2 protein-coding genes and 1 pseudogene are annotated in these 1,374 nt (G+C 44.3%); all 3 read left to right on the top strand.

Annotated features, from left to right (window positions below; all coding sequences use genetic code 11):
• Positions 1 to 199, top strand: a pseudogene (locus A3756_RS27775) (hypothetical protein); the annotation flags it as partial.
• Entirely contained in the window at positions 196 to 675 is a 480-nt protein-coding gene (locus A3756_RS15565) for a hypothetical protein (protein ID WP_068553728.1), read from the top strand. The pseudogene A3756_RS27775 and the gene A3756_RS15565, both read left to right, overlap by 4 nt.
• A gap of 385 nt (positions 676 to 1,060) precedes the next feature.
• Positions 1,061 to 1,360: a nucleotidyltransferase domain-containing protein gene (locus A3756_RS15560; protein WP_068553729.1), complete on the top strand. Its 300-nt coding sequence runs from the start codon at positions 1,061 to 1,063 to the stop codon at positions 1,358 to 1,360.
• Positions 1,361 to 1,374 lie beyond the last annotated feature (14 nt).

Genomic DNA, 1,374 nt, shown 5'->3' with positions numbered 1-1,374 from the left:
TTATGCAAAGGGTGGTGATATAGACATACTCGTGGTGTCAAAGCACGATATCGACGAACTCGTATTCGTTGCGGCTAAAATAAGCACGCAAGTATCTCGCTTGTTTCATGGGCGTAAAACCGATGTGATACTTCAAACACCAAGTGTAGAGCTTTCGCCAATACATACCATAGCAAAAGAAACCGGGATTAAGTTATGACCCTAGATCAAGGTCAGTTAGAAAGGCTACGGTATCTGTGCCGAATCCTGTCAAAAGAAATTACTCATCTACAATACTCTGAAGGAAAGCTATTTGCAGGTGGTTTTGACGAGGAAAAGGCGGCGCAGTTAGATACTAACCCTGACTTGGCTGAGGTGCTCGAGGCCTATGTGGGGCGCTTCTGCCGCCTGCAAGATACGGTTGGTGATAAGTTGTTGGTTGCATGGCTCAAGGCTACGCAAGAAAAAGTAGGTGTCGCGATCGATAATCTGGATAGAGCTGAAAAGCTTGGCTATTTGGAAAGCAGTGATACGTGGTTAGAGCTAAGAAGAATTCGGAATCAAATGATTCACGAATACATTGAAGATGCAGGGCAGCTTAGCCAAGCAATTAATCTGTCAAAAGATAATATTCCCCTAATAGTGAACTTTGCTCAAAAGCTAATTAGTGATCTTCAGGGCAGATTTGATATTTGAGTAAAGCTGACACTTTCTCTGTGCAGCAAGCGCTCTGTGTCCTCTATGGTTCATCGGTTTATCCCTTAATTAAGATCAAAACATAAAAGACGGTTCACCACCGAGGACACAGAGCGGCCTGCGGCCTACACAGAGAAAAGATAAAAGCTTTTTTAGATGTGTCTCAATCCCTTCCTCGGTGCAGCGAAGCGCCCGGTGTCCTCGGTGGTTCATCGGTTTATCCCTTAATTAAAGATCAAAACATAAAAGACGGTTTACCACAGAGGGTACAGAGCGGCCTGAGGCCTGCACCGAGAAAAGAAAGCGTTTTCTTAAAAGCGCCTTAAGCACGCTCTCAGTATTTCCCTGTTATACTGACAACACTAAGAATTGTTGAGGGTAGGCTGTGCGGCTAAGTTCATTTCAAGTATCAAAAATTAAAGAATCTGTAGAGGCAGTTTTAGGCGCTGAGGCAGAGGTGATTCTTTTTGGTTCACGAGTAGATGACTCCGCAAAGGGGGGGGATATCGACCTTTTTGTTGAGACGGCGCGACAAATTGAAAATAGGGCGTCGGCCGCTGCTCGAATCGCGGCAAAAATTCAGATGGCAATCGGCGATCAAAAAATAGATGTGATTTTGGTGGATGCACTAACGCCGTATCAAACTATTCATAAGCAAGCTAAAGCGCAAGGAATAGCGCTCTAAATAAAAAATAGAGA

It is taken from the genome of Oleiphilus sp. HI0086, assembly GCF_001635225.1.
The sequence above is the reverse complement of the archived record's forward strand: the minus strand, read 5'-3'. Positions and strand labels throughout refer to the sequence as shown.